This is a genomic window from Natronolimnobius baerhuensis (genome assembly GCF_002177135.1).
In the GTDB taxonomy this organism is placed as follows: Archaea; Halobacteriota; Halobacteria; order Halobacteriales; family Natrialbaceae; genus Natronolimnobius; species Natronolimnobius baerhuensis.
Genome location: NZ_MWPH01000004.1, coordinates 42,250 through 65,603 on the forward strand (window position 1 = coordinate 42,250; position 23,354 = coordinate 65,603).

Sequence of the window (23,354 nt, forward strand, 5' to 3'; positions counted from 1 at the left end):
CGTACGGAACGTCACACCGAGCAGCGATACGGACTGAGAAAATGCTGCACTCGTCTCCCGCGCTTTACAGTTGCTCGAGCGGTACATCCTCTTCGTCGGGCGTCGTGGTTTCGAACCGATCCAGCGCCGTCGAGAGTTTGTTCGCCCGCTCTGCGAGTTGCGTCATCGACCCCGTCACCTCGTTGAGCGCGCTCGTTTGCTCTTCGGTTGCGGCAGCGACGGTATCTGCACCCGTCGCCGTCTCCTGGCTGATCGTCGCAACCTCACTGACTTCGGAGACGACTTCGTGGGTCGAATCCAGTTGCTGCTCGGTCGCCGTCGAGATGTCTTCGACGCCCGATTTCGTTTCCTCAGCGTAGACCGCGATATCCTCGAGTGCGGTTGCAGCTTTCATCACTCGCCGCGCAGTCGCGTTCACTTCGTAACTCGTGCGCTCGACCGCAGTGGCCGAATCCGCTGTCTGTTCGCGAATCCGTTCGAGACAGCGTTCGACCTCTTCGGCGGCGTCTTTTGCGTTGGCCGAGAGGTCTTTGACCTGTTCGGCGACCGCCGCGAAGTCCTCGCTGTTCCCGCTCGAGGAGCGAACAGCCTCGAGATTAGTGTTGAGTGCGAGCATGTTCGTACGGTCGGCAATAACCTGGATTTGCTCGATGAGCCGGTCGATCTCTGCGACCTCGCCTTCCAGTTGCTCGATCTCGTCGACGGCGTGTTCGGACTCGCTTTCGATTGCGTCGACACCACTTATCGCCTCTTTAGCAGCCTCACGACCGTCTTCGCTGGTGGCAGCGGTCTGGGTTGCGATTTCTGTCACCTCACTCGAGGCGTCGGCGATCTCTCGCGTCGTCTGTGAGAGATCCGAGAGTTCACTCGAGACGTCCTGAAGGGAATCGTTCTGTCGTGCCGCCCCATCTGAGATCGACTGCACGGACGCGGCGACGTTTTCTGAGGCATTACGAACCGTCTCGCTCGAACTCGAGACCTGCTCGCTTGCCTCGGCGACTTCGCCTGCAAAGTAGGTCAGGCGAGCAATCGTCTCCTCGAGTTGCTCGAGCATGCCGTTGAACTCGGTCGCAACGTCTTTCATCGCCTCGGTATCGGTCATCTCGGGGTCCATCCGAACCGTGAGATCGCCGTCTGCAGCAGTCTGCATGACTGCCGCGTATCGGCTCGCTGCCTCGGTGAGGTCTTCGTTCAGTCGCTTCGTGTGCTGTCGTTCCGCTTCGGCATCTGCTCGAGCGCGGCGTGCCTCGTCGATCTGCGTTCGCAACGAGCGGCGCATGTTGTCGAATGCGAGGTACAGTTGGCCGATTTCGTCGACACGATCCGTCTCGAGGTCGACGTCGAGATTGCCGCGTTCCATTTCGGCGGCCTGTTCTCGCAATCTGTTGATCGACCGCGCCGTATTTCGCCCGACAACGGCCCCCAGTGCCGTTACCAGTACCATGAGCCCAGCAGTTGCGGCAAAACCGAGCCACTGCACCGTCGTGACGAACCCGTAGGCGTCCGCCGTTGGCTCATGGATGAGTACGGTCCAGTCTGTTCCTGTGACCGGTGCTGAGCCGACGACGTACTCTTCCTGTGGGAAGCCGTAGGCGGTGAGCAACGCTGGCATCGTGTCCGCTGACACCGTCCGAGACGTAGCTACCTGACTGTCCAGAACGGCATCGTCAGCCCCGTCGTAGGACTGGACGAACTGCTCGTTGTCCTCACCGTAGCCGTCGTCCCCAAACATGAGCGCGCCCTGTCCGTCGAGCACCATCGTCGTCGACCGCTCGTCACTGTACGTTCCGAACTGGGAACTGTACTGCTCCAACTCGACCGTGTAGACGACGCCAATCGCCCCGTCACCGGTCGTCTGGGCGTACGTCACTGCAGGTGTCGCGTCCCCATCATCGAGCAGGTACGGACTCGAGCGATAGACCGAAAACGGTTCGATTACCTCGAGCAGTCCGGTCGCGTCGGGAACCGAGAGTTCAGTGGCAGGTTGTCCGTCGAGTGCCCGATCCGTGCTTGCGATGATCTCTCCGTCGTCGGTGTCGACGATGTGAATCGCGTTCGCCCGTTCTGGATGTTGAGTGTACTGGCGAAGTTCCGTCGTCGAAAGACTCCGGAGGTCCGGGCTCCGCACGAGCGTCTCGACCCGTTGCTCGTTGCTTTCGGACCACGCTTGGAGGCTCCGGGCTTCCTGCTCGGCGAGCGTCGTAAACTCCTCATCTGCCTCGCTCTGGACGTGGGCACGAATTTCCTCGGTTGCAACGAAGCCGATCATGCCGACGGACGCACCGATCAGCAACAGTACGATCCCGAATTTGAGCGCGTAACTCCGGCGGATTCTCGAGGGGACGTTCGAACGGAGCCTACGCAACATTGTGTCGAATACTACTGGTCTCAGTCTTTGTGTCAGTGCTGGCCGCGTTCGCTCTCAACCGGGGCTGCGATGCTGTTACTCGAGTTGTTGTCTTCTCACTCATCGTCAAGTGTGTCCAGAATCCGGTCGGTCGTCTCGTCGACGTCCCACGACTCGAGGAACACTGCAAACACCTCCTCGAGTTCGTTCTTTGCCGAGGGCTCGATCCCTGAGCCGTGTGCAATCGTTGGCGGCTGAGCAGACGACGCCTCGAACTCTTGCATCTGATCCTCGAGAAACGGTGGAAAGGCGTCGGTTGAGACGTCGGTACGTGGCGGGATTGACCCCTTCGGTGGATTAAACCGTTCCTGTGCGTCTGCGGTGCCACAGTAGCTGAGAAACGCCGCTGTCATCTCCGGCGTCGGGTTTGGTTCCGGCATAACGAACGAATCTAGCACCATCGTATAGACGTCGTCCGTCCCCGGAAACGCGACGTGACCCCAGTCACTGCCATACTCGAGGCCGATTGCTCGGTAGTGGCCAGCAGCCCAATCGCCCTGGTGCGTAAACGCCGCATCGCCGTCGATGACCTGCCCGTTCGCTTCTTCCCAGGTTATTGAACTCGTATCCGGACTGAAGGACCCACTGTAGCGCTCGAGCAGCGAAAGTGACTCGGAAATATCTGCCTCGAGTGACTCGACGTCGCCCTCGAGCAGGGAGTGAAACGCGTCGGGACCAGCAATGCCGATAAAGAGCGTCTCCCATAACTGGACTGTCGGCCACGCTTCCTGTGTCTGGTGGGCAAATGGGATGTAGCCGGCGTCTGCAACGGTTTCGAACGCCTCGAGCAGGTCCACTGGATCGTCAATTCCGTGGGGGTCGACGCCGCTGTCCTCGACGACCTCGATATTGTAAAAGAGGTTGTTCAACCGGTGGATGTTGATCGGCACTGCGACGTAAGTTCCGCCGTCGCGGGCAAGTGCCGTGACGCTCTCGATATACGCCGATTCCATCTCGGTGTCCCAGATCTCCTCGAGATCGCCAAAGACCTCGGAGTCGAGAAACGGACGCAATGACTCGCCGGGCCAGATCTGGAACGTACTCGGTGGGTCATCATCTACCAGCCGCGACTGCACCGCCGCGTTCAGCGCCGAGCCAGCACCGCCGGGCGCTGGATTCTCAGTAAGATCAGTCTCGTCGTACTCCGTCGACTCGAGGAATCCCTCGAGCAACGCCTCGAGCGCGTCTTCTTCCCCGCCGGCGGTCCACCAGTGGATGAGTTCGAACGGCTCCTCATGGGCCGGTTCGGGTGTCGGTTCTTCGTCAGTGGACGTGCCGCGGTTGTTCGTACAGCCTGCGAGTCCAACGGCTGCAAGTCCAGCCGCTGCCCCGGTCTGGAGGGCCGTCCGTCGGAAGAGCGTTGGTTTGGCTGAGTTCCCTGTTCCCATCTTCAGGTATGGATACCACGAAGGTGGTGCCCGTTGTTCAGTCTTTCTACTGCTGAGGTGATAGATGAGTGAGTAGATCGAACGGTCTGTAAAAACAAATTTAAGTTTAATTCTATTGATTATACGAGAGAATTCACATTCGAGTATCCGACAGCAGTTACTCGAGGAGTCGCTATTGAAACCAGTCTGAAATCTCCTCACAGGCCACCTCACCACCAATTGACGAGACAGCCCTGCCATAAATTGTTACCTCCATACAATATCTACCCGTCTCCCACGAGACTGTCTACGGCACTACAGTATGTCAGAGTCAGAATATTTCGATAATACTTCACAACAGGATAAAAACAATATATATGTTTATACACGGTATCGAGTACTCTTTTGAACACTCTGTCGTCACGGACAAAGACTTATAGGTGCGACAAAGAGTAATACAACTTATAATGGTATTACCACACTCGAGCAACCCGAACCGAACACCACCACAACCCGCAGCCACCACTCCCGAGGGTGCCCATGTCTGAGGAACCACCAGCCGATGACTCACCAGGTGACGGCGCCGAATACATCGACTCACTCCTCGAGAATGCAAGTGGTGACGATGCCAATGCGTTAGAGTCGTACGACCTCGAGGATCTCGGGAACGTCAAGGATGACTGGGAAGGGATGACGATGTACGTTCCGGAGGACCTGCACAACGCACTCAACCTGGCGTATCGTGAGTTGAGCCTCGAAACAGCACAAGCAACGAACTACGATCTCCAGAAACTCCAGGATTTCTACCCGCTGCTCATTGCTGTCGGACTCAACAACCTCGATCAATCCGACACCGACGATCTACTCTCGATGCTCGAGTATCTCCAATCCGAGTACGGCGAGTAGCGTCAGTCTCCCAGCTGTGCTCAAGCGCTTGGTTTGTTACTCTTTGACAGGACCGGTGGCAGCAAACAGAGATTGTGCTACTCGAGCGGTGAGCACCCCAGTACCAACGGGAACCCACTCAGATAAGCATTACGAGTATTACTTTGTTACTCCCTTCTCGAGTCCGGTTTTGAGTGGTTCACTGCCTCTCTGACCTGCTTTCGAGCGCTCACGGGTACCAAGCGTTCTCAACCGCTCGAGTTCAGATACCTCTCAACACGCTACCCAATTTCGGATAGTGAATTACGTTCATACGTCTGTAAATAAGTTATTCACAGTTCCCGATTCAGGCGACAATCGCGACAAATAGGTGCCTAACCGCGGACAACCCGGTGATAATCGCCTCGTTCGGAGTATAGTAATACTCGTAATACTGTTTTATGCAACAATTGGCATTACGAGTATTACTACTTGTAGACGTTCATAACGGACCCGGCGAGGGAGTCGACACAGTTACGTTCACGTTCGGGAACCGGATACAAACCAAACAGGGTCGATTGAAGGGGAACCTCCGCTGTCTCAATAGCGTTGCAGATCGCGTGGAAGCAATTCAGTCTCGAGGCGGACGCGTGTTCGAATAATTCAGATTTTGCTGATATCGACTTCACAGAGGGGGTAACAACACCCTTCGGCGACATGATCCATTTGAAAATACATACTCTTATATAATGGAAGTTGTATAGTAGCAAGTGTTGCGAAGCCATGACAAGAGAGAGCCCACTATCGAGACGGCAGTATATTCAGATCGCAGGTGCAACTGGTGCAGTGGCACTAGCCGGCTGTGCAGAAGATGAAGATCCTGAAGATCTCGACGACGATTCGGACGCCGGCAACGGCGGCTCCGACGACGTCGATGAAGAACTCGAGATCGTCCACTGGTGGACGGCCGGGAGCGAAGAGGAGGCCTTCAACGCGCTCGTCGAAGGCTTCGAGGAGGAATACGACGAATACGGTGTCGAGGACAACCCGGCACCCGGTGGCGCAGGAGCAGCAATCGACGCCGAGATACAGACTCGTGTGCTCGATCAGGACCCGCCAGGAACCTTCCAGATCTGGCCCGGCGAGGCACTGCGTGACTATCTCGACGCAGACACCCTCGAGCCGGTTGCGGACTACTGGGACGACGAGGACGCCTACGTCGACGGTGTCCTCGATGCTGCCGCACCTGACGGCGACCTCGTCATCGCGCCGATCAACATCCACCGCCTGAACAACGTCTTCTACAACACCGAAGTTCTGGACGACGCAGGCGTCGATCCAGACGACCTCGAGAGTCCCGAGGACCTCCTCGAGGCGTTCGAAGCGGTTGACGACGCGGGCTACGTCGGACTGGCACAGCAGACCCAGGAGCCGTGGGGCGCACTGCAGTTCTGGGAGATGGTCTTCATCGGCCAGCACGGCGTCGACGCCTACGAGCAGTTCCTCGACGGCGAGGCAGCCGAGCTCGAGGCCGAAATCGAAGAGTCCCTCGAGTTCGTCGAAGCGGTCAGCGAGTACCACAACGAAGACGCAGGGACCGTTGCGTGGGACGAAGCGAACAACGATGTCATCACTGGCGATGCCGCGTTCCACCACAACGGTGACTGGGCGGCCGGCGAGTACCAGGGTGCCGACGACTTCGAGTACGGCGACGACTGGGACTACATGGTCTTCCCAGGTACTGAGGGCATGTATGCGATGGTGATGGACGGCTTCGTCTACCCATCGAACAATCCAACGCCGGATGCGACGGAGGCGTTCATTAGTTACTGTACGACGACGGACGCCCAAGAGCGCTTTAACCCGCACAAGGGATCGATCCCGCCGCGGACTGACGTCCCGACGGACGACTTCCCACCGTTCCTGCAGGATCAGATGGATGACTTCGAATCGTCCGACCAGCAGACAGTCTCAATCTCCCACGGGAGCGGATTGAATCCGGCACAGGCCAGCGAAGTCGAGGAGGCGTTCGCGGTCTTTACGGATAACTGGGACGTCGACGAGACGACGCAGGAACTGGTCAACATCTTCTAACCCAGTACAGTTCCATGGGTTTTGATATTGATCGACTTCGTTCTCGTCTTACTCGCCGCGACTCCGATAGCGGAGCAGATGACGAGATTCGGACCGACGGCGGGAGCGAAGCACCGACCGGCGGCGGGACGTTCACACGATTGAAACACAGCGATGCGGTCCAGGCGCTCCCGTTCTGGCTCCCACCGGCGCTGTTGATGGGCCTGTTCGTCTACGGTGCAGCCAGCTGGAATCTACTTATTTCACTCACTGACTGGAGCGGCCTCCTGCAACCGGAGTATACGAATCTCAACCTCGAGATGTATACCCGGATGCTGAGTGATGCATCGTTTATTGCGGCCTTCCGAAATACGATTGTCCTGTTGGTTGCGTTTACGGTGATCTCGCTTGCGGCCGGACTCGTCCTTGCGATTCTCGTCGATCAGAACATTCGATTCGAGAACACGTTCCGGACAATCTATCTGCTGCCGATGGCCCTCTCGTTCGTCGTGACGGCGATTTTCTGGTCGTGGATGTACAATCCCTCGACCGGGACGATCAACGTCGTGTTGAGTACAATCGGGCTTGATGCCTTCACGATGGACTGGCTCGGTGACACCCGAACGAGGTTAGCAGCGATTATCTTTGCGCTTACCTGGCAGTTCAGCGGCTACGCGATGGTCGTCTATCTTGCGGGCTTGCGTGCGATTCCGGACTCGCACTACGAAGCCGCGAAAGTCGATGGTGCGAGTTCGTTCAAGATGTACTGGCGAGTGATCGTCCCACAACTCAGTGCAGCGACGACCTCCGCAGCCGTCGTTCTGATGGTGTTCGGACTGAAGGCGTTCGACTTCATCTACGTGATGTTTGGCGACAACCCCGGCCGATCCGCCGACATCCTCGCAGTGATGATGTTCCGTGTCGCCTTCTCTCGATCCCAGTGGGCATACGGCGCTGCTGTTGCGACCGTCCTCTTCCTGATGGCGCTTGCAGTGGTCGCACCGTATCTCTACATGCAGTACAAGCGAGGTGATCTGTGATGACGAACTCGACGATTCTTCCATCTGACGACTCGAGACGAATCGACCACCCACAGCCTCGAGACCTGGGAGGTGAGCAATAGATGGCGACAGCAGACGGGACGGACCAAAGCGGTCTCGCTGCCTACCGTGAAGAGGTAGACGCCCAGCGCGCTGCGCTGTATGCCGTCCTCGGCGGCTTGATCCTGTTTTACCTCTCGCCGCTGTGGGGCGGGCTGACAACAGCGTTCAAGACTCAAGCCGGGTTCGTCAATACGACGCCAATCGTGCCGCCGACGCCCGAATGGTTCACGCTCGAGGCGTGGGAACTCGCGTTCGCGACGATGCAGGGTGGTCTGATCAACAGCGTCATGTTTGTCGTTCCGGCGACGGTTCTGTCCGCTGTGTTCGGCAGTCTCGCTGCCTACGGGCTCACGAAACTCTCCTGGCGCGGCCAAGTTGGGATTCTCGTGATCTTCCTCGCGGGCGTCTTCTTGCCCTACCAGTCCGTACTGGTGCCGCTGCGCCAGTTCTGGTCGGCCGTCGATTTGGCAGGCCTGCTCGCGTTCGCGCCGTTCCTCGCAGAACGGGCTGACCTGCTTGAGTTGACGATCACGCACACGGCCTACGGGATTCCGATCTGTACGATCCTGTTCCGGTCGTACTACAAGACGATGGACGACGACATGATCGAAGCCGCGAAGATCGACGGTGCGAACGCGCTTCGGATCTACCGGCGGATCGTCTTCCCGCTGTCGCTGCCGATGTTCGCCGTGGCGCTGATCTACCAGTTTACGCAGGTCTGGAACGACCTGCTGTTCGCGCTGGTGCTCATCACGTCGCGTTCGAACTACGTGGTCACACAATCGTTGAACGAATTGCAGGGAGCGATGGCCCAGGACTACAATCTCCAGATGGCCGGTGCGTTCATCGCTGCGCTCCCAACGATCATCATCTACGTCGTCTTCGGACGACAGTTCGCGAAAGGAATTACTGGTGCATCATGATGCGAACCGAACTCACTCACGAACACGAACTCACGCAGAGGCGATACACACATGGCTGAACTCACACTCGACAACGTCACGAAGCACTTCGACGACGGCGGCGACGTCATCACCGCCGTCGACAACGTATCGGTCGACATCGAGGACGGCGAATTCCTCGTCCTGGTCGGCCCCTCCGGTTGTGGGAAATCAACCACACTGCGAATGATCGCCGGCCTCGAGACGATTTCGGACGGCCAGATCGCAATCGGGAACGATGTCGTCAACAACGTGCCCGCACAGCAACGGGACATCGCGATGGTGTTCCAGAGCTACGCGCTGTACCCGCACATGACTGTCCGGGAGAACATGCGCTTCGGGCTCGAGGAGTCGACAACCATGTCGACAGACGAGATGAACGCCCGTGTCGAAGAGGCGGCCGAAACACTCGAGATTTCCGAGTTACTCGAGCGCAAACCCGGTGAGCTTTCGGGCGGCCAGCAACAGCGCGTTGCACTCGGCCGGGCAATCGTCCGCGATCCCTCGGTGTTCCTCATGGACGAACCACTCTCGAACCTCGACGCGAAGCTTCGCTCGGGGATGCGCATGGAACTCCAGCGGCTGCAGGAGGATCTCGACGTCACGACCGTCTACGTCACTCATGACCAGACCGAAGCGATGACGATGGGCGACCGCATCGCCATCCTAGACGCCGGTGAACTCCAGCAGGTTGCGACCCCACTCGAGTGTTATCACCGCCCACGAAACCTGTTCGTCGCCGGCTTCATCGGCGAGCCATCGATGAACTTCTTCGACGTGACACTCGAGGGCAATCGCCTCGTTGGCGACAACTTCGACTTCGAGTACCCGCTCTCACAGTCGATTCAAGACGACCTCGAGGGAACTACGGAACTGGTGTTTGGAATCCGTCCCGAAGATATCGAACTCGTCGATTCGAAGACCGGAGAGCACGTGTTCCCCGGCGTCGTCGACGTCGTCGAGCCGATGGGCAACGAAAACAATCTGCTCGTTCGGTTCCCGACTGAAGACGGAGACGGTGCGACTGAGCAGACGTTCAACGCAATTGCGGATGGAATGCGCCACCTCGAGGAAGGCGGGCAGTACGATGTCGAGTTCCCCGAGTCGGCGATCCACCTGTTCGACCGGGCGACCGGCGAGGCACTCCACAACCGCACGATTGAGCAAGAAGCGGAGTTGCTCGGCACCCGTATCTGAGCTGAGACTCGTTCCCGCTTCCGCTCCGAGCGAACACTCTGCTGGCACGTCCACACCACACAAGGTTAAGACATCGGGGTCACAATGCGTGGCTATGTGGGAGGCGCTCAGGTATCCGTTTCGTGGCGACCACGCCGAGAAGGCACTCCTGTCGGCGTGGCTCTGCGTCCTCGTTCATGCACTCATTCTCCCAGTTCTCGCACTCGTCCCCCTTCTCGGCTACGCGATTCGCGTCCTTGCGACCGGAGAGGACGACACGCCACCGCCGTTTCTCGAGCGAACCGTCCTCAGACAGAGCCTTGGCGGACTGGCGTTGACCGCTGTCTACGCCGTCGTACCGCTTGTGACAACGATTGTGGTGATCTCTCTCTTCGTCGCCGACGGTGAGCCACCGGCGGAGGCCGACGCGATCTTCTTTCTCTTTGGCTCGACAGCAACGCTGATCGTCCTCGCTATTTTCGCATACGTCCTGCCGATTGGACTCGCCAACTACGGGCGCGAACGCACGCTTCGAGCCGGCGTAACGAATCTGACGAGCGTCGCGGGCAACGCCATCTACTTCGTTGGCTGGGCATCGGGTACGATGCTCTTTCTCGTCGGAGTTTCCATCTCGAGTGTGTTGATCGATGCCGGGTCCGTCTTTACTGTCCTCGGCTCGTTCGTTGGTGCCTACGCTGTCATCGTCTCGAGTCGTCGTATCGGGCGCAGTTACGCTGATTCCCAATCACAGTAGTTGGGACGCTGATTCCAGAACGAATCACGGCTCGTCGATTGGGAATGGGACGATATACTCAATGTACTCTCTGTTGGAGAGTTTCGCAACATCACAGTTGTCTATCGGCGCGTCTCTGGGGGTTGAATAGCTTTGAGAGCCTTCAGAATGGATCGCGTCAACTCCGAAGATACGCTCTAACGCTTCTCGCTCGTCGTCCTCGATATCCGCTTGATATCCGATTCCGACGTTGATTCCGTCATCTTCCGGTAGGTGAGGATCATCCCCTGTCGGATCATTGTATTGGCTGTCATCAAGTGGTGCATTGATCTTCTCATCGTTTAACTCATAGTCACATGCTGAAAAGTCGTATCCTCCGGACAGATCTGTTGATTCACTCCCTTCTTCCGTATCGGTTTCTCCACCGTTGGTGTTGGTTCCCTCATCATCTCCCCTCGTACATCCTGAGAGACCACCGACCACAGAGACGCTATAGTAACAATTGAAACTGTTTACACACCAATCGCATAGCCCTCGTGCGATTGGGTGTGCACTGACTTTCAATGGCTACTATAGCCAGAGCGAGCAATGTTCGCCGATTCATGTTAGCCAAACATCCATACTGGAACAAATGTTTTCTGCTTGTTTCTGTTCGTAGTTGAATTGAGGATTACTGGTTCGTGCTGCAGAGAATAGTCGATCTCATCAATATAGTTTCTCACTACCAGTATTGTTCGATCCATACACGATAGGTGATGGAGAGGTATTACCCATAGTTGATTTATTCCGATATATTATTTTCAATGTTCGTTACTAACTTCGTTAGAAAACCATTTTCGGATAATAATCGCTCTACATTGTCCGGTACTGTATTCTTATTGGAAATGGGGTCTCGCTTCTGGGCTCACTCGTCTATAACTGGATTTTATTGTCTGCTATCAGATATACAGACTCATTTCGTTCATAGGACATTATATTGAGTATTGTTTAATATTCCCATTAATATACACAACTATATCGATTACATTGGCAAAATATGTCTGAATGACATAGTGACGTACCCAACCCAAAATCCACGATGATAAGTGATCTCCAACGGCTCCAAGTCGCCCTCGAGCGCTCGCTTACTCGAGGTCCAGGCCAGCCTCGTCGACGAGGCGCTCGCCGGACTCGACAAATCGGTCGAACTCCTCGTGGACGAGCGGGTTCAGCAGTTCGCCGTTGCGTTTGACTGGTTCGCCGTCGACGAGCACGGTGTCGATGTGCGACGGGTCAGACTGGAAGACAACAGTCTGAATCGGCGAATGACATGGCGCAGTCATGAAGTCGTCGGTTCGGATCGTGATGATGTCTGCCCGCTTGCCGGGCGTGAGCGTCCCGATTTCGTCCTCGAGATTCAGCGCCTTTGCACCCTCGATTGTCGCCATCTCGAGGGTGTCGCGGGCTGTCGTCTGGACGCCAGTGACCTCCTCGTCGTTCTCGAGGACTGCCTGATTCTCGAACATGCGCTGGACTTGCAGGCCGATTCGCATCTGGCTGGTCATGTCGCCGCTGATGTTCGAACAGACGTCGACCCCCCAGGCCGGGCGACCGCCGGCCTCGAGCACTTTTTCGGTGACGGGGATGCCGTGGCCCATCTGCATCTCGACTTCCGGCGTGGCAGAGAAGGAGACGCCCTGTTCGACGGCGTGGTCGATATCCTCTTGCGAGAAGTGGTTTCCGTGGGCGATGTTGACGTCCGGGCCGAGCATGTCGTGGAGGCAGCCAAAGCCCTGGTAGTCGTCGCCGTAGACCGAGGAGGGCCACAGCGTCGCTCCCATATGGACGGTTGCGAGGGCTCCCATGTCTCGTGCCAGTTCGAGGTCGCTGCAGGCGGTTTCATCGACACAGAAATCAGGCCCGCGAAGCCCAAGCCCCAGCGTGAGCAGATCGTCGTTACTGATGCGCTCGTCGTACAGTTCGCGGATGTCCTGTTCGGGGAGGGTGACGTCGCTTTCGTACCACCACTTCGCCGAGTCGTCACCCGCCGGGCCGTAGGTGTACACCGCGCGCAGCCCGGTATCCTGCAGTGCGTCGACGGCCCGTTCGGCGTGCTCGAGCGTGTTGGGATACGACCAATCCAGAGCCGTGGTCGTCCCCGTATAGAGTTTCTCGAAGGCGCCGAAGAGCCCGCCGAGGTACATGTCTTCGGGCTGGTAGAGTCCGGTGATGTTGCCGAGCATGTGCTCGAAGTACTCGCCCATGAGCGACCAGTCTCCGGCGATCCCTCGGACCTGCGTCTGTGCGAGGTGGATGTGTGAGTCGACAAATCCTGGCAAGACGATCTGGCCCTCCGCATCGATTTCCTCAGCATCCGAGGCCGAGAGTCCGTGCCCGATATCGACGATTTCACCGTCTTCGATCAGAATGTCGCCGCCATCCAGTTGGCCAATATCCGGATCGAGCGAGACGACCGTTCCGTTACGTATGATTGTTCGTGTCATACACAGTCGTACAGTCTGACTACGAGGATAAAAATTTACCGTTTGGTAAACTGCTGGCTTATCTCGTGCAATCGAATTATATAGCGCTAGAACGGACTGTGGGTATGACCGACTCCGATGACCGAGCCGCCTCGCAGGACACACGCGAGGCGATCATGGAGGCCACGTTCCGTGCGTTGCGCACGCACGGCTATGCAGACCTTCGCATGCGCGACATCGGCGCAGAGATGGACCGCACCCGGCAGGTCATCCACTACCACTTCGACGGCAAGTACGACCTCATGTCCTCGTTTCTCGAGTATATCATCGAACAGTACGAAGGCAGCGTCGAACTGGACGCAGATGCGGATCCCAGGACGGAACTCGACGCCCGAATCGATCAGTGCCTGTTCGGTCCCGAGTTCACCGAGTTCACCCACTGGGACCGGATGAAGGTGTACCACGAACTCTATACGCATGCACAGAACGACGGCCAACACAGAGAGATTTTCGATGCCCACTACGACCGAATCCGCGCCAGTATCGTTGAGGTCGTCGAGGACGGCATCGAACAGGGCGTCTTCCGTGACGTTGATGCCGAACGAATGGGCCAACTCATTACGGACGTCATCCACGCTGCACGCGGCCGACGCATTTCCCTTGGCCACGAAGACGCCCCCGCCGAGGCGCGAACCGCCATCGATGAGTTCATTCTCGAGTCGCTCTATGCCGAACCCGGTGGTTAGTAGCCACTGATACGGTCTGTTGTAACGATTTGAATAGCAAGCGAGCGAAATAGCTTATTCGTCGCTGGACGCCTCGGACAGAAGGATAATCGCGCCGCCAATGAGTGCCAGATTCTTACAGAAGTTAATCTTGTTCGCGTTGCGCTCTTTGCCCTCCATATTCCAAAAGTCATGAATTTTCGGCGTCGTGCCGAGGAAAAACACGATGAGCCCGATGGCAGATGCTCGAGGATACTTCCACAATAGTATCCCGATGTTCGCGACGAGCAACAGCGCGGTGGCCGCTGGAACCATGATCTCGGGCAGGGGAACGCCCTTCGACTCGGCGACCTCAACGCGCTTGTCGTTGCTTTTGAATCCGTCGACCGCCATATACGCTAACACGCCGCTGTAGAGTGCTCGTCCGAGCAGCGACGGTGGCTCACTGGTTGGGGGCTCGGCAGTCATCGATGCTCACACGCGCTGTGGCGTTTCTGAGTGTGCTGTGGTGCCATCGTACGTCATACACTCATGCTGAGTGCATATATGTGTACCGGGGACTCGACTCCCGTCGGCACGTTTCGTCATGAAACTCACTGCAGCCTCGAGCGAACTCGCCGACCGCACTAGACAACTGCGAGCCGACTGACGTTTGCGTCGATGCGCCCGACGGTTTCGTACTCGCCGTCGCGTCGTCGCATGAGTCGGCCCGTCACGTCGTCGCGCTGGTCTGGCACGTCGAATAAGCCGGAGCCACAGAGGACGTCGCCGTCGTGGACGGCCCACGTCTCGATCACTTCGTGTGGTTCTCCGGGATAGGAGACTCGCTCGAAGTCCCGACCGAAGTTCGTGGATTCGAACAGCGCGGTCTCGTGTTCGTCGTTGACCCACGCAGGCGGTGCCTCCTCGCCACCACAGAAAAAGACCGTCCCGTCGTGGACAAACACGCGGCGGATGTACGAGAAGTCATTCCCCGTATCGATTCGGGTCCAGGAGTCACCCGCGTCGGTCGTCCGGTACAGCCCGCCCTCGCCGACGGCGTGTCCAAGGCCGAGATTCTCGAGGTTGTGATCGAGATAGCCCGTTGTGGCCAGCCAGACGTCAGCCGAGATGGGGAGGATCTGGTGAATGTCGTCGATGATCGTGTCGCGGCGGTCCAGCCACGTCTGTCCGCCGTCGTTGCTGAGGTGAATCCCACCCGCTTCGACACCCGCGATAAGCCGATCCGGGCGACCCGGCACGGCCTCGAGTGCGCGCAGTCGGGCGTAGTGGGGATCGATTGGCGATTCCCAGTGCCCTCTCGAGGGTAGTTCTCTGAATCCCTTGAGTTCGCTCCATGTCTCGCCGTCGTCGACCGAGCGGTAGATGTAGGGATCGTTCGTCCCCGCATACAGCGCGCCGTCCGCCGTCGCGAGAATCGACCAGACCTCGCTCTCGCCGGCGTGCCAGAACCGATCTCCGAGTGGCACCTCGAGGTCGTCCCAACTCTTGCCCCCGTCTCTCGAGCGGTAGGCCCCACTCGAGGAGGCGACAAACACGCCCTCGGTGTGATCGAACGTCCGCGCTGCCGTGACGACGCCACAGTCGAGAACCTGCTCGGGGTCGTCGTCCTCGAAGGGGACGTCTTCGACGCGGTACAGGCCGTCATCTGTGCCAATGAGCACTGCCATAGCTGGTATGTAATCACGACCTGCAATAAACGTTCGTGATGGATACCTCGCGGCAGCGACCTCTCTGGCGATGTATAGCCGTATGTCAGCGTGAATTCAGAGGAAGTACAGTAAAACGCTAAGTGTGTGTCGCTCAAATATCGTGATCGACGACGACATCCCGTACACCACATCACCATGGACTCGAGCTATCCGACGAAACGGCCGACCGATGCAACGTACGTCGACGACGACTTCGAACCGCCGACGGAACTCCTCAATCTTCCCTGGATCGACATTCACAACCACGCACACACGCTTTCGTGGGAGGACCGCGAGCGATACGCCCTCTCGGGCTGTGAGGGCATGGTCATGGTCTCGTCGGGCTATCACTGGACGCCGTACAAACCAGTCCGCGCGGACGACGTGCGGTTCCTGTGGGACGATGCGATCAATCGACGGGCGGCAATCGAACGCAACCACTTCTTCGAGGCAAACCTCGGTCTCGGCGTTCACACGGGCGTCCGCATCGAAAACCCCGACGAGTTACTCGAGGCGATGGCCGACTACTGCGCCCTCGAGGAAGTCGTCGCAATCGGCGAGACGGGTGTCACCCCATCCCAGCACGTCGAACGATGGGGACTCGACGAGCAGCGAGCAATCGTCGAAACGCAGATGGAACTTGCGGACGCACACGATTTGCCCGTTCTCCTCCACACGCCGAATCTATCAGCCGATACGAAACGATCCTACCGACCGGAGGTCCACACGCCAGGCTACGAGAAAAACAGCGGTCTCGGTCAGAAACCAGTGATCGAGGGCGACAATCCTGAACTCGAGGCGGTGAAAATCGACGTCGAGGCCGCGCGCGATGCCGGACTGGACGAGGAGCAGGTCGTTGCTTCGCACGCGGATCCGAACAACACCGCGTATCTGATGGAGGAAACCGACTGCTATCTCAGCTTTACCATCGGGCACTCGTGGCTGGTCGGCGTCACCGCCGCAGACGTCGCCGACGCAATCGACGAGTACGGCCCGGAGCGCATTATGATCGATACCGACTGTGCGAACGTCCTTCGAACGGACCCATTCGCGCTCAAACGAGCGATCTTCGAACTGTACCGCTACGGCATCGATCCCGTGGACATTCGACAGGTCGTCGTCGAGAATCCACGAGACGTGTTCGACTTCAGTGCGTAAGCGGCGATTCGACTTTCGCCCTTACTCGAACGCACAGTCGTTCGTCAGTTCACCCAGTTCTTCGACGCCAATCGTCACGCTGTCGCCATCCTCGAGTAAGACCGGTGGTTCGCGGTAGACACCGACGCCCGGTGGCGTTCCCGTAAAGAGGAGGTCACCCGGCTCGAGCGTGAACGCCTGGCTACAGAACGAGACCAGTTCGTCGATGCCGAAGATGAAGTTCGCCGTCGTCGACTCCTGGAGTCGCTCGCCGTTGACGTCGGCCCAGATCTCGAGGTCGTGTGGGTCCTCAACCTCGTCGGCCGTGACGAGTTCCGGACCAATCGGTGCGAATCCGTCGAGGCTCTTGCCGCGGACCCACTGCCCGTCGCCGTGTTGCAGGTCTCGAGCGGAGACGTCATTGCCGACGAGATAGCCCGCGACGTGGTCGAACGCGTCTTCTGGTTCGACTCGTCGCGCTTCCTCGCCAATCACGACGACCAGTTCGGCCTCGTAATCGACCTTTTCAGTGAGGTCGGGGTCCCACGAGATCGTGCCGTCGGGATCGTTCACCGTCGTCGGGAACTTCGAGAAGAGGACGGGTTCGTCGGGAATCGGATTGTCACCCTCCTCGGCGTGATCTCGGTAGTTGAGTCCGACACAGACGACTTTGCCGGGATCGTCGACTGGCGCGTGTCGGGTGACGTCGTCGGCGTCGTAGACGCCGGTGCCGGTCTCCTGGGCGTACTCGAGGGCCAGTTCGGCCTTGCGCTGCCACTGCCACGTCGCGAGGAACTCGCTGCTCGAGCGTGGAATCTCGAGGCCGGCCTCGCTGCCGGCTTCCGAGAGGTTGATGATGGTGTCGTCGTCGGTTGGGACGCCACACCAGGACTGTTCCGCCGTCGTCGTGCTGTATTGGCCAAGTCGCATTGTGTGTGTTGTCGGGTGATCGCTGTTGCGTTCGGTTGTGCGTCACTGTACTGTTTCCCTATGGAGACAAAAGTGTACTCACTCGACCGGCCGCAGTCGGGGCACATCTTTGAGTTCTCCGTCCCGGAGTCGGTAGGAGCCTGCAAAGGTGACCGTCTCCCCGACTGATACCGGGTCGTTGGTGACCTGTGCGATCACCTGCACGCCGTCGTCGAAGCGGACGAGTGCGATCCGATTCGGGCTGCGAACGTCGTCCGGCGATATGGATGCCCGTTTTGGGCGGCTACGAGTCGTCCTCATCACTCGAGCCGAAGGCGCCGGCGTCCTCGAGTTCGTCGAGTTCCGCCTCCGAATAGCCGCGCTCGCGGAACACCTCTCGATTGTGCTCGCCGAGCAGCGGCGGCGCCGACTCGAACCCACTCTCTGCGCCGTCGAACTTCAGCGGATGTTCGATCACCGGAATCGTGCCGAGTTCGGGATGTTCGATTTCGGTGACGGCCTCCCGCGACTCGATCTGGGGGTTCGTCAGCGCCTCTTCGACGCTGTAGACCGGCCCCGCGGGGACGCCACCTTCCTCGGCGATGATCTCGATCCACTCGTCAGTCGTCTTGTCTTCGAGCGTGGCTTCGATTTCAGCCTCGAGTTCCTCGAGGTGGTCGACGCGGTCGGCGTTCGTCTCAAAGCGCTCATCGGCCGGCAGATCCGGTCGCTCGAGCACCTCACAGAGCTCCATCCAGAGCTTTTCGTTCAGGATGCAGATGTTGATGTAGCTGTCTTTGGTCTCGAACGTCTGGTAGGGTGCGAGCACGGGATCTTTTGTCCCCATTCGCTTTGGTTCCCTGTCGGCGAAGACCTGTCCGGCCTGTTTGGTCAACCAGGGAAGCGTTGACTCGAGCATGCCGAGGTCGATGTACTCGCCCTCGCCGGTCTGTTCGCGCCGGTACAGCGCCGTCATCGCACCGAAGCCGGCCCACATGGACGTGATGAGGTCAGTTACGGGGAGGCCAACTTTGACCGGCTGCCGATCCGCCTCGCCCGTGACGCTCATGATACCGCTCATGCCCTGAATAAGCAGGTCGTAGCCGGAGCGTTCGCTCCAGGGGCCGGTCTGTCCAAATGCCGAGATGGCGAGATAGATGATGTCGTCGTTGTGGTCGGCAATCGTGTCGTAGCCGACACCCAGTCGCTCGGCCGTTCCCGGCCGGAAGTTCTGGATGAAGACATCTGCATCCGATGCGAGGTCGTACAGCGCTTCTTTTGCCTGCGGATTTTTCAGGTCGAGTTCGATGCTTTGCTTGCCGTAGTTGACCGTCCAGTAGTACGGCGATTCGCCGTCGATAAACGGCGGGCCGGAGTGACGAATCGCATCGCCATATCCTGGTTGCTCGATTTTGATGACCTCTGCACCCTGATTCGCGAGCATCGCGGAGCAGAACCCGCCAGTTACGAACGTCGAGAGGTCGAGCACCGTTACGCCGTCGAGTATTTTCTTGTTGTCTGTCATATGAGTGGATCTCGAGTGATGTCGTTTCGCGCCCGTGGATCGAAGCGATGACCGTCGTGCGGGAGTCGGCTGCGGTCGTCTTGCCCATCTCGGTAGTCGAGTGCCGGCAGAGCCATTGCGACCGCAACACCGGACTGCGTTCTCGTCGACGGTCTTATTGCCCAGTCCATCTTCTGAACTGGCTCGTATACGATACTACGCTCGTCACAATGTAAACCTATCGCCGACTTGAGCCATGAACGCCGACAACACTCGCGGAAACAATCTGCGATAGTAACAACTGCAACGAGTGACACACTGATCGCCGATCCGTCTGGCGATCAGGTGTGCAGTGACGTGCAGTGGCTACTATATGTGACTTACTTATGGATCCCGTATTTTGGAATAGCCCCTTTTATCGTTTCTACAGGCCTTTGACCGTATCTCTGAGCTAATTACAGACTACTCATGTCGAATTATCCCTCATAATACGGGAGCAAGGTATTACAAACATACGAGTGTAATAATCATCTCTTATGGCGAGTATTCCGTTTCTGAGCCTGTTCGTGCCGGGGTTTTCCATCCCATAATACGGGACTAGTGATTTACAATAGCATATGGGTAAAGTGAGCCATCACTCTTGAGTCGAATTTCTCGATTTTGGTGTTCATGCAGCAACTGGACCTGACAGTTCTGGTGACTGTGATTGGCTACTCGAGCGTTCGATTCTGTCATTCGAATTGAGTAATAGCGAATTACTGGTGTTGCATCGTTCACCGTGCATTGAGACGCTGCCTTTCTGTAATCCGTTCTTGGACCACGGTAACATAGAATTTCGCTGGATGGGAGTCTCTCGAGACACTCCTCTCATGACTATCGAAACTGAGAGGGTCGACAAATAGGGAAAGCGCAGTAGTAGTGAGGGTCACTGGTTGGTATAGTAACAACTGCAACTAGTTACACACTGATCGCACAGCTGTCGTGCGATCAGGTGTGTATTGACTGACAGTGGCTACTATAGTGTGTTTGTGGCTGCCCAGTCGGTGTCCGCCCGCTACGTCCGACAGACTAAGCCAGCGCGACCACCGCTGATCGCAATCCGAATATACGGGATTTATTGTCTCTGAGTGCTATGTCCATCCATGGCAAATCAGATCGGATCGACGGTCAAAACGACGGAGACGTCGTTCGAGATCGTTCGAACCATCCGTGATCGTGGTGGCGCGACAATCGAGGACCTCTCGAGGCAGCTCGGACTCTCTGAAAGCACAGTTCATCGCCATCTCGTCACCCTTCGCAACCACAACTACGTCGTACAGGAGGGTGATCAGTACCAGATTGGCCTCGGTTTTCTCACGATGGGTGGCTATGCCCAGCGACAGGTGACAGCCTATCCAAAAATTAAGGAGAAAGTCGACGAGTTGGCGGCCGAAACCGGGGAGCGCGCCCAGTTCATCGTCGAAGAACACGGCCAGCGTGTCTATCTCTACACTGACGTTGGCGAAAGTGCAGTCCAGACTGGTGCCCACGTCGGCAAACGAGGTGCAATTCACACCAGCGCGGCGGGCAAGGCAATCCTCGCGAATCTGCCGGACGACCGCATTGATACCATCATCGCTGAACACGGTCTCTCGGAAGGTACCACCGACAGTATCTCAAGCAGAGCCGATCTCTATGACGAGTTAGAAACAATCCGAGAGCAGGGATACGCGTTCAACCAACAGGAGACCACGGAAGGTGTCAACGCTGTCGGTGCCGCAGTCCTCGATTCTGACGGCACAGTCATCGGCTCGCTGAGTGTCTCCGGGCCAGCAAATCGAATCAAAGACGACTGGCTCACCGAGGAACTCCTCGAGCAGGTACTCGGTGCGGTGAACGAACTGGAACTCGATATCAAACACGCCGTCTAATCACTCGGGGACGCTTTTTCGCCCTGTCAGTTGGTCAGGATCGAGGCGAAAGTCGTGAAACTCGATTTCGTCTCGCGGCCGGTCGAAGATGTCGACCGTCGGAATACTAACTGCCCACATCCCCTGAACAGCTACTGACTCGGGATGTGCAGTGGCTAACTCCTCGAGCGTCCCCGTCGCGATGACACTTCGCCAGCCGTCGGCGGTTTCACTGTAGGTAACGAACGAAACCGGATTCTCGAGGAGATCCTCTTTGGACGAGCCTGGTGGAAACGAGAGCCGAAAGTAGAAGCACTCATCTGCGTTGTAATAGCCATACGAGACTGGCAGTGATGCGGGTGGCTCGTCGCTGGTCGTCGCGAACGAGAGGACACCCGTCCCACCCGTTCCCAGGAATTCGGTCCGTTCATTCCCAGCGAGCGTCGTCCATCGGAGTCCGTTCATGGGTATCCGTACAACTGCGACGACGAAAAATCCCCCTTGTGAGTTGTGGGGCTATGGCTCGGTAGAACGGTCGGCCGTTAATGACGACTGTATATGTATAAAATAATGGTGGTTAAGATTCAGAGGTTGTTTCCAATTCAATAATACGATGTGAAGTATCACCGATTCAGGCGAGGGTCCGTCCGGTCTCGAGCGACGCTGAATTCTGGTACTGACTGTCAGTGATCGAGGGTGTTTCTTCGGCGGCTAGGTCGCTCTCTTCGGCGACAACGTATTGGACTTCGACGATAACTGGGTCGTCGGTCGTCGTCGCGAGGGCAGTCTGAATCCGATCAGCAAGTCCCGGATTCTCACCCGGACTCGTTCCGGAGACAGTGACGACGACCCGGTCAATCGAGCGCAGCGGATAGTCGTCATCGAGAGTCACCTCGACCGACTCACGCTCGAGGTCCGCGTAGGCGGGTTCAGTGAGGGCTTCGTCGACCGCGTCATTCGCCGTCGAGGTGAGTTGCGTCGCCTGGAATTCGACAAGAGTGACGCCGGCAAGGGGAGCCGCCAGCAACAGCAGCGCAACGCCGAAGAGGACTCCGTACGTGTACGTCGGCTTTCGGGTTGGGGGCACGTCGAACAGCCCCTGTGGACGGTAGCCGGCGACCCACAGCGTGACCAGCGCAGCGAAGTTGATCGAGAGCACGTTGACGACGACGAGCACGAGCGCGCCGAGCGCCGCACCGTACATTCCCCAGGCGGTCGTGATGCCGACGGCCGCCGCAGGCGGGATCAACGCCGCCGCGATCATCACGCCGACGATAGCCTCCGAAAAACCGCGGGTGAGGCTGAGGATGCCCGCGACTCCGGCCCCGAGTGCGACGGCAATCGACAGCAGGTTTGGCGAGACGCGCTCCTCGAGTTCGGCGACAACGACGATGTCGACACCCCCAGGTTCGAACCCGCCCAAGCGGGCGAGGGTCGCAAGACCAATCGAGGCGACGATCACGACGACGATACCGATGGTCTGGTATCGGAACCCCGTCGTCCGTAACTCGTTGTCGCCGGTGACGATCCCGACGCTGGCGGCGAGTGCCGGTCCCAGAAGCGGTGCGATCACCATCGAACCAACGACGACCGCTGGCGAATCCGAGAGCAACCCTGCGGTCGCGACGACCGCGCTGATGAGCAACATGACGAGGTAGATCGTCATTGACGGCGTGAATTCGTCGGCTTTCGTCCGCAACACCTGTCTCGAGGTCCGCTCGCCGCGGGTCCCGCCGTGGCTGTACTCGTCAAGCAACTCGTCGAATTGTTTCGAGACGACCGTCTGGGCGTCGATGACGACGACTCTCGCGTCCTCGAGTCCGGCGTCGGCCAACCGGTCCAGCACGGGCTCGACGGCACGGGTCGGCAGCGGCAGGCGAACGACGGCCGCGTCGGTTGTTCTGCTGCCGGTTGCCTCGTCGGTGACGACGTACTCGATTCCCTCGTCGTCAAGTACATTGAGAACTGTTTCCCGCCGGGCCGTCGGCACGGTGATCTCGAGGTATCGCATCGCCTGATCCGATCACAGGGAGCGGGATAGTTCTATAGTCCCAACTGCAACGAGTGACACACTGATCGCACAGCCGACTCACGGGCACATCGTGCCCGTTCGCTTGTCCGCGGTTCTCGTTCGCTTCGCTTACTCCGAACCGCGCTCCTGTCGTGCGATCAGGTGCGCAGTGACGTGCAGTGGCTACTATAGGGCCGGGCGTTCAGCCGCTCGATCACCGAACGACCGTCATCGGCACCGGCACCGGCACCGGTACGCGCCGCAGACCTGCTTGGCGATGCTCTCGAGCAATAGGCGCGACGAACCACGGAGATCAGCCGCCCGACGTTCGTCTGGGAGGTCGACGCGACCGCTGGCACGAC

20 protein-coding genes are annotated in these 23,354 nt (G+C 58.1%); 9 read left to right on the forward strand and 11 right to left on the reverse strand.

Annotated features, from left to right (window positions below):
• Nucleotides 1-64: 64 nt before the first annotated feature.
• Nucleotides 65-2,368, reverse strand: a complete 2,304-nt coding sequence (locus B2G88_RS16500; RefSeq protein ID WP_087715428.1) for a methyl-accepting chemotaxis protein — start codon at nucleotides 2,366-2,368, stop codon at nucleotides 65-67.
• Nucleotides 2,369-2,463: 95 nt separating this feature from the next.
• A complete protein-coding gene (locus B2G88_RS16505) occupies nucleotides 2,464-3,795 on the reverse strand; it encodes an ABC transporter substrate-binding protein (protein WP_087715429.1) in 1,332 nt (443 codons plus the stop codon).
• Between the two features lie 519 nt (nucleotides 3,796-4,314).
• On the opposite strand from B2G88_RS16505, the gene B2G88_RS16510 reads away from it, so the two are divergent.
• The 6 genes from B2G88_RS16510 to B2G88_RS16540 all read left to right on the forward strand — a co-directional run bounded on the left by B2G88_RS16510 (nucleotide 4,315) and on the right by B2G88_RS16540 (nucleotide 10,685).
• Nucleotides 4,315-4,680, forward strand: a complete 366-nt coding sequence (locus tag B2G88_RS16510; protein WP_054861879.1) for a hypothetical protein — start codon at nucleotides 4,315-4,317, stop codon at nucleotides 4,678-4,680.
• Between the two features lie 741 nt (nucleotides 4,681-5,421).
• Nucleotides 5,422-6,732: an ABC transporter substrate-binding protein gene (locus B2G88_RS16520; protein WP_054861877.1), complete on the forward strand. Its 1,311-nt coding sequence runs from the start codon at nucleotides 5,422-5,424 to the stop codon at nucleotides 6,730-6,732.
• Between the two features lie 26 nt (nucleotides 6,733-6,758).
• A complete protein-coding gene (locus tag B2G88_RS16525) occupies nucleotides 6,759-7,751 on the forward strand; it encodes a carbohydrate ABC transporter permease (protein WP_054861920.1) in 993 nt (330 codons plus the stop codon).
• An 83-nt stretch (nucleotides 7,752-7,834) separates the two neighbouring features.
• The gene (locus tag B2G88_RS16530) at nucleotides 7,835-8,737 is read left to right on the forward strand and encodes a carbohydrate ABC transporter permease (protein WP_087715433.1); all 903 of its coding nucleotides are present in this window, start codon (nucleotides 7,835-7,837) and stop codon (nucleotides 8,735-8,737) included.
• A gap of 51 nt (nucleotides 8,738-8,788) precedes the next feature.
• Entirely contained in the window at nucleotides 8,789-9,952 is a 1,164-nt protein-coding gene (locus B2G88_RS16535; protein ID WP_054861876.1) for an ABC transporter ATP-binding protein, read from the forward strand.
• Between the two features lie 94 nt (nucleotides 9,953-10,046).
• Nucleotides 10,047-10,685, forward strand: a complete 639-nt coding sequence (locus tag B2G88_RS16540) for a DUF4013 domain-containing protein (protein WP_054861875.1) — start codon at nucleotides 10,047-10,049, stop codon at nucleotides 10,683-10,685.
• A gap of 24 nt (nucleotides 10,686-10,709) precedes the next feature.
• Here B2G88_RS16540 and B2G88_RS16545 read toward each other — a convergent pair whose 3' ends face one another.
• The gene (locus tag B2G88_RS16545; protein ID WP_245835421.1) at nucleotides 10,710-11,147 is read right to left on the reverse strand and encodes a hypothetical protein; all 438 of its coding nucleotides are present in this window, start codon (nucleotides 11,145-11,147) and stop codon (nucleotides 10,710-10,712) included.
• Nucleotides 11,148-11,788: 641 nt separating this feature from the next.
• Nucleotides 11,789-13,147, reverse strand: a complete 1,359-nt coding sequence (locus B2G88_RS16550; protein ID WP_087715436.1) for an amidohydrolase family protein — start codon at nucleotides 13,145-13,147, stop codon at nucleotides 11,789-11,791.
• A gap of 104 nt (nucleotides 13,148-13,251) precedes the next feature.
• Here B2G88_RS16550 and B2G88_RS16555 point away from each other — a divergent pair, with 104 nt between their 5' ends.
• Nucleotides 13,252-13,872 (forward strand): TetR/AcrR family transcriptional regulator, encoded by a 621-nt coding sequence (locus B2G88_RS16555; protein ID WP_087715438.1) that lies wholly within the window; start codon nucleotides 13,252-13,254, stop codon nucleotides 13,870-13,872.
• Nucleotides 13,873-13,926: 54 nt separating this feature from the next.
• Here B2G88_RS16555 and B2G88_RS16560 read toward each other — a convergent pair whose 3' ends face one another.
• The gene (locus B2G88_RS16560) at nucleotides 13,927-14,319 is read right to left on the reverse strand and encodes a DoxX family membrane protein (protein WP_054861874.1); all 393 of its coding nucleotides are present in this window, start codon (nucleotides 14,317-14,319) and stop codon (nucleotides 13,927-13,929) included.
• 158 nt (nucleotides 14,320-14,477) lie between these two features.
• Nucleotides 14,478-15,521, reverse strand: a complete 1,044-nt coding sequence (locus tag B2G88_RS16565) for a WD40/YVTN/BNR-like repeat-containing protein (RefSeq protein WP_087715439.1) — start codon at nucleotides 15,519-15,521, stop codon at nucleotides 14,478-14,480.
• 177 nt (nucleotides 15,522-15,698) lie between these two features.
• On the opposite strand from B2G88_RS16565, the gene B2G88_RS16570 reads away from it, so the two are divergent.
• Nucleotides 15,699-16,700: a TatD family hydrolase gene (locus tag B2G88_RS16570; RefSeq protein WP_087715441.1), complete on the forward strand. Its 1,002-nt coding sequence runs from the start codon at nucleotides 15,699-15,701 to the stop codon at nucleotides 16,698-16,700.
• Nucleotides 16,701-16,721: 21 nt separating this feature from the next.
• Here the strand turns inward: B2G88_RS16570 and B2G88_RS16575 are convergent, their stop codons facing one another.
• From B2G88_RS16575 to B2G88_RS16585, 3 genes are all read right to left on the reverse strand, one after another.
• On the reverse strand, nucleotides 16,722-17,609 hold the full coding sequence (locus tag B2G88_RS16575) for a fumarylacetoacetate hydrolase family protein (protein WP_087715442.1): 888 nt from the start codon (nucleotides 17,607-17,609) through the stop codon (nucleotides 16,722-16,724).
• A 78-nt stretch (nucleotides 17,610-17,687) separates the two neighbouring features.
• Nucleotides 17,688-17,909 carry a hypothetical protein gene (locus B2G88_RS16580; RefSeq protein ID WP_054861873.1) on the reverse strand — a complete coding sequence of 74 codons (222 nt, stop codon included), beginning with the start codon at nucleotides 17,907-17,909 and terminating at the stop codon, nucleotides 17,688-17,690.
• Complete coding sequence (locus tag B2G88_RS16585) at nucleotides 17,893-19,113, reverse strand: CaiB/BaiF CoA transferase family protein (protein ID WP_087715443.1); 1,221 nt, start codon at nucleotides 19,111-19,113, stop codon at nucleotides 17,893-17,895. The genes B2G88_RS16580 and B2G88_RS16585 overlap by 17 nt, the downstream gene beginning before the upstream one ends.
• Nucleotides 19,114-20,234: 1,121 nt before the next feature.
• On the opposite strand from B2G88_RS16585, the gene B2G88_RS16590 reads away from it, so the two are divergent.
• The gene (locus tag B2G88_RS16590) at nucleotides 20,235-21,002 is read left to right on the forward strand and encodes an IclR family transcriptional regulator (protein ID WP_087715445.1); all 768 of its coding nucleotides are present in this window, start codon (nucleotides 20,235-20,237) and stop codon (nucleotides 21,000-21,002) included.
• Here the strand turns inward: B2G88_RS16590 and B2G88_RS16595 are convergent, their stop codons facing one another.
• Together B2G88_RS16595 and B2G88_RS16600 are read right to left on the reverse strand one after the other, a co-directional pair.
• Nucleotides 21,003-21,446, reverse strand: coding sequence for a pyridoxamine 5'-phosphate oxidase family protein (locus tag B2G88_RS16595; RefSeq protein ID WP_054861872.1), 444 nt, complete (start codon nucleotides 21,444-21,446; stop codon nucleotides 21,003-21,005).
• 166 nt (nucleotides 21,447-21,612) lie between these two features.
• Nucleotides 21,613-22,992, reverse strand: coding sequence for a TIGR00341 family protein (locus B2G88_RS16600; RefSeq protein WP_087715446.1), 1,380 nt, complete (start codon nucleotides 22,990-22,992; stop codon nucleotides 21,613-21,615).
• Between the last annotated feature and the right edge of the window lie 362 nt (nucleotides 22,993-23,354).